Origin of the sequence: Streptomyces sp. SBT349, assembly GCF_001083795.1 — a bacterium.
GTDB lineage: Bacteria > Actinomycetota > Actinomycetes > Streptomycetales > Streptomycetaceae > Streptomyces.
In genome coordinates, this window is record NZ_LAVK01000477.1 from 1 (window position 1) to 4,560 (window position 4,560).

A 4,560-nucleotide genomic window follows, 5' to 3' on the forward strand; every position below is an offset into this window, starting at 1 on the left:
GGCGGGGCCGGGGCCCGTTGATTCCCTGACGATCAGGTCGACCGAGATGTCGAGCCGGATGGGCGCCGACGGCGGGGTGTCGGAGACGGTGTCGAGGACGCGGATGCTCTCGGCGGCCATGTCCTCGAAGGGCTGGCGGATCGTCGTCAGCGCGGGCGCCGCGGAGCGGGCGGTGTCGAGGTCGTCGAAGCCGATGACCGAGACGTCGTCGGGTATCCGCAGGCCCCGTTCGGCGCATGCCTCGATGATGCCCAGTGCCTGGAGGTCGTTGCCGGCCACGAAGGCGGTGGGCGGCTGGTAGTGGTCCAGCAGGGCGTGGGCCGTGCGGCGGGCCGGGTCGGACTGGAACGGCGCGGCGCGGATGAGGGCGGGGTCGGGGCGGATGCGCGTCTCGCGGAGGGCGGCGAGGTAGCCGCCCAGGCGGGCCTGGCAGCAGACCAGGCCGGGCGGTCCGCTGATCAGCCCGATCCGGCGGTGGCCCAGCGCGGTGATGTGCCGGGCCGCCAGGGCTCCGCCGCGCCACTGGGTGGCGCCCACGGTGTTCATCCCGGGCGGCGCGTCGCCGATGGTGTCGAGGACGACGGTGGGAAGGCCGGTCTCGGTCACCCGCCGCTGGACCGTGGACGGGACGGGCGAGAGCACCAGGACGATGCCGGCGGGGCGGTGGGCCAGCAGGTTGTCGAGCCACTCGGTGCCGTCGTCTGCGTGGCTGATCGTCAGCGGGCGGCCGTTCGGGGACAGCACGGCCGAGAAGCCGCGCATGAGCTGGGCGTTGGCGGCGTTGCCGGTGCTGCCGAAGACCACTTCCACGGAGCCGTGGCGCGGGGCGCGGCGGTGCCACTCGTAGCCGGTGGCCGCGATGGCGTCCAGGACGCGCCGCCGGACCGGTGCGGAGACCCCGGGGCGGCCGTTGAGGACCTTGGAGACGACGCTCTGGGAGACGCCGGCGGCCTCGGCGACGGTGGTCATGCGCACGATGGTGCGGCGGGCGGGGTTCCTCATGCGGGCCTCCATGCGGGCCTCCATGCGGGCCTCCCCGCGTCGGCGCCGGTCGTGGCGGGTGGTGGCGCGGTGCTGTGGCGCACCACGAGTGAGGTGGCGAGTTCGACCCGGCGCCCGGCCGTCGAGCCGGGGCGCGAGCGCTCCTGGACGATGAGCCGCACGCCCTCCGTCGCCATCTCCAGCAGGGGCTGGCGCACCGTGGTCAGGGGCGGGGCGAGCATGGTGCCCAGCCCGGCGTCGTCGAACCCGACGACGGACACGTCCTCGGGGATGCGCAGTCCGCGTTCCCGGGCCGCCTGGTAGACGCCGGCGGCCTGGCTGTCCGATCCGGCGAAGACGGCGGTCGGCGGGTCGGTGAGGTCGAGCAGCGCGGCGCCGTGCTCGGCGCCGCCGGTGACCAGGAAGTCGCCGTACCGGGTGAGGGCGGGGCCCGGGAGCAGCGAGAACTCGCGGTGCGCGGCCAGGTAGCCCTCGTGGCGCTCCAGCGTGCAGCGCATCGCGGGGGGTCCGCCGATGAACGCGATGCGCCGGTGGCCCAGTTCGAGCAGGTGCCGGGTGGCGGCGGCGCCGCCCGACCAGTTGGTGGCGCCGACCGTGGGGACGGTGGGGTCGCTGGTGCCCACCGGGTCGAGGAGGATGAGCGGGGCGGGCAGGCCCGCCAGGGCGGCGGTCTCGTCGTGGCGGGCGCGGGAGAGGACCAGGATGACGCCTTCGGGTGGGCGGGTGCGGCGCGATTCCACCCAGTCGCCGAGCCGGAAGCGCGGGTGGCCGGTGGAGGTGACGGCGAGCGTGCAGCCCTGGCTGAACGCGGCCGACTGCGCCCCGGCGATCAGCTCGCCGGCCCAGGGGGTCGTGAATCCCTCGATGAGGACCTCCAGCAGGCCGCCCCGCGGCTGACCGCGTCCCCTCCGCAGGGCGTAGCCGGACTCCTTGGCCGCCCTGGCGACGCGCCGGCGCGTCTCCTCGGAGATGTCCGGCCGGTCGCCGAGCACCCGCGACACCGTGGAGACCGACACCCCCGCCGCCCTGGCCACCTCCGCCATCGTCACGCGGTCCGCCATGCCGAGAATCCTTCCGCCGGAACGTTCCCGCGCGGATCCTCTCATCCCGCAAAAGTCCGCAACAGAGCGCAGAATATTCCGCCACCGCGCCATGCAAAAGCCCGCTGAACCGCCTTTCCGGTCGGCTGCCTTGACACTCGTTTTCGCGGTTGCCTAGCTTGCGCGTCACGCCCCGCCCGCAACTCTTGCGGTGAGGAGCGACCCCGTCTCGGCCTGTGCCCCTGTTCGGAGGACGCCGTGCCCCTGCCCCTTCAGCCACGCTCCCCTTCCCTGACCCGGAGGCAGACCCTGACCCGACTCCTGGCGCTGGGGGCCTCGGGCACCGCCGCCGCCGCGGCGTGCGGCGGGGCGGGCGGCGGGGCGGGAGTGACGTTGCGCTTCTGGTCCTGGACGCCGATCGACCCGGCCGTCGACCTGTGGAATCGCACGCACCGGGACGTCCGCGTGGAGATATCCTCGCCGGCCGGGGGCGAGAGCATCTTCCAGCGGCTCTCCGCCGCGATGGTGGCCGGCTCCGGCGCGCCCGACCTGGTCCAGGTCGACTACAACAACCTGACCACGCTGGCCGTCGCCGGTTATCTGGAGGACATCACCGGCCATGTGGGCGGGCTGCGGGACCGGTTCCTCGACACGGCGTGGCGGCAGGTCCTGATCGACGACCGGGTCTGGGCCGTTCCGCAGGACCTGGGGCCGATGGCGATGTTCTACCGCGAGGACATCTTCGACGCCCATGGGCTGGCCGTGCCCCGCACCTGGCCGGAGTTCCGCGAGACCGCCGGGCGGCTCAGGGACGCCGACCCGGACCGTTATCTGACGGCCTTTCCCGAGGGGGACGCCTACTGGTTCGCCTCGCTGGCCGCGGCGGGTGGCGGCCGGTGGTTCGCGACCGAGGGCGACGCGTGGCGGGTGAGCATCGACGACGCGCCGTCGCGCGCCACGGCCGACTACTGGACCGGCCTGCTGGCGGACGGGCTGGTCACGACGCGGCAGCACTGGAACCCGGCCTGGCACAGGAGCCTCCAGGACGGCACGCTGGCCACGTGGTTCGGCCCCGCCTGGGGGACCGCGACGTTCGACTCCCATCCCCCGGAGGGGCCGGGGGCCCGGTGGCAGGTCGCGCCGCTGCCCAGCGCGGAGGCGGACCGGCCGTCCTCGGGGTTCTGGGGCGGCTCGTCGACCGCCGTGGTGGCCGGCTCCGAACACGCCGAGGCCGCCGTCGAGTTCGCCACCTGGCTCAACACCGATCCCGGCGCGGCGGACATCGTGATCGATCCGGCGGTGGCCGGGCTGTTCCCGGCCTCGCTGGCCGGTCAGCGGCGGCCCGCGCTGGCCCGGCCGCACGAGGCGCTCGGGGGGCAGAGCGTCGACGGGGTCTTCCGGGACGCGGCGGAGCACGCGCGGCCGATGACCTGGGGCCCGACCATGGACCGGGTCTCGGACGACCTCATGGACGCCTTCGCCTCGGCACTGAACGGGGGAAGACCGCTGGCCACCGCCCTGGAGAGCACCCAGCGGGACGCCGTCGCCGCCCTGCGGCAGAAGGGGCTGGGGGTGCGCGCATGAGAACCACGCCACCGACCACCGGGGGCCGGCTCGGCCGGCAGACCCGCCACGGCTGGGCGTTCCTGGCCCCGTTCCTGGGCCTGTTCCTGCTCTTCCAGGTCGTGCCCATCGGCTACGCCGTCGTGCAGAGCCTTCAGGAGCAGCAGTGGGAGGGGCTCGGGCTCGGCGGCCCGGTGGTCCGTTTCGCGGGGCTCGCCAACTACGAGCGGGTGTTCCAGGACGACGACGTCATCGGCGGCGTGGCGCGGGTGCTGCTCTACGGCGCCGTGCAGGTGCCCGTGATGCTGCTGCTCGCGCTGGCCATGGCGCTGCTCTTCGACGCGGGGCTGACGCGCGGGCGGCGCTTCTTCCAGTTCTCCGCCTTCCTGCCGCACGCCGTCCCCGGGGTGGTGGCCGCGGTGCTGTGGGCGTACCTGTACGTGCCGGGCATCAGCCCGGTCGTCGAGGTGCTGGAGGGCACCAGCCTGGAGACGGACTTCCTGGGCCCCGACGCCGTGCTGTGGTCGATCGCCAACATCGCGACCTGGCAGTGGACCGGCTACAACATGCTGATCATCTTCGCCGCGCTCCAGGCCGTGCCCCGGGAGCTGTTCGAGGCGGCCAGGATCGACGGGGCGAGCGCCTGGGGCATCGCGTGGCGCGTCAAGATCCCGCTGGTGCGCCCGGCCCTGGTGCTGACGGCGCTGTTCTCCGTCATCGGCACGCTCCAGCTGTTCTCCGAGCCGCTGGTCGTCCGGTCCCTGAGCGCGAACGTCACCGCCACCTACACCCCCAACATGGCCGCCTACTCGGCCGCGTTCGGCGTCAACGACCCCAACTACGCCGCGGCCATCGCGGTCAGCCTGGCCGTCGTCGCCTTCGCCCTCAGCTACGGCCTGATGCGGGCCGCCCAGAGAGGAGTCGACGCGTGAGCGCCCTCCCCGCCCGTCCGCGG

General features: G+C 74.1%; 4 protein-coding genes. 2 read left to right on the forward strand and 2 right to left on the reverse strand.

All coding sequences use genetic code 11. The features are described from left to right. A partial coding sequence (locus tag ADY01_RS33130; RefSeq protein ID WP_159001575.1) for a LacI family DNA-binding transcriptional regulator occupies positions 1-1,002 on the reverse strand: 1,002 nt, incomplete at its 3' end. Further along, positions 999-2,063 carry a LacI family DNA-binding transcriptional regulator gene (locus ADY01_RS33135; RefSeq protein ID WP_063784452.1) on the reverse strand — a complete coding sequence of 355 codons (1,065 nt, stop codon included), beginning with the start codon at positions 2,061-2,063 and terminating at the stop codon, positions 999-1,001. The genes ADY01_RS33135 and ADY01_RS33130, both read right to left, overlap by 4 nt. 237 nt (positions 2,064-2,300) lie before the next feature. Between ADY01_RS33135 and ADY01_RS33140 the strand changes: the two genes are divergently transcribed. Both ADY01_RS33140 and ADY01_RS33145 read left to right on the forward strand, forming a co-directional pair. Then, positions 2,301-3,626 (forward strand): extracellular solute-binding protein, encoded by a 1,326-nt coding sequence (locus ADY01_RS33140; RefSeq protein WP_049580456.1) that lies wholly within the window; start codon positions 2,301-2,303, stop codon positions 3,624-3,626. After that, positions 3,623-4,537, forward strand: coding sequence for a carbohydrate ABC transporter permease (locus ADY01_RS33145; protein ID WP_049580457.1), 915 nt, complete (start codon positions 3,623-3,625; stop codon positions 4,535-4,537). Before ADY01_RS33140 ends, ADY01_RS33145 begins: the two co-directional genes overlap by 4 nt. Positions 4,538-4,560: the final 23 nt, after the last annotated feature.